Origin of the sequence: Protofrankia sp. Cr1 (assembly GCF_963555865.1) — a bacterium.
Lineage (GTDB): Bacteria > Actinomycetota > Actinomycetes > Frankiales > Frankiaceae > Protofrankia.
Genome location: NZ_CAUVXO010000254.1, coordinates 1 through 522, shown reverse-complemented (window position 1 = coordinate 522; position 522 = coordinate 1). Strand labels below are relative to the sequence as shown.

The following is a 522-nucleotide window of genomic DNA, read 5'->3' as shown; positions in this document are numbered from 1 at the left end:
GACTGGCACCCCGCGCGCCACCCTCACGCTCGGCGGATCGGTGATGGGGGTGGCGTTCTCCCCGGACGGCAAGCTGCTGGCGACCGCCACCGTCTTCGTTGGCGGCTCCCCTGTCGGGACCGCGCAGCTCTGGGACGTGGCGACCGAAGCCCCGCGCGCCACTCTCGCGCACAGCAACGCGATGTGGGGGGTGTGGGGGATAGCGTTCTCCCCGGACGGGAGACTGCTGGCCACCGTCTCCGGCCAGACCGCGCAGCTCTGGGACGTCGCGACCGGCACGCCGCACGCCACGCTCAGCGGCCACACCGACAGCGTCACCTCGGCGACGTTCTCCCCGGACGGGACGCTGCTCGCCACGATCTCCAACGACAGAACCGCGCGGCTGTGGGACATTCGCGCCGGGACCGCGCGCGCTACCCTCTCCGGCCACGACGACACCGTCAAGCGCGGGGCGTTCTCCCCGGACGGGACGCTCTTCGCCACCACCTCGACCGATGAGACCGCGCGCCTGTGGGACGTCGC

1 protein-coding gene is annotated in these 522 nt (G+C 72.8%); it reads left to right on the top strand.

Translation table 11 applies throughout. The features are described from left to right. The coding region (locus U9980_RS18040; RefSeq protein ID WP_416210311.1) for a WD40 repeat domain-containing protein at positions 1-522 on the top strand (522 nt) is incomplete at both ends.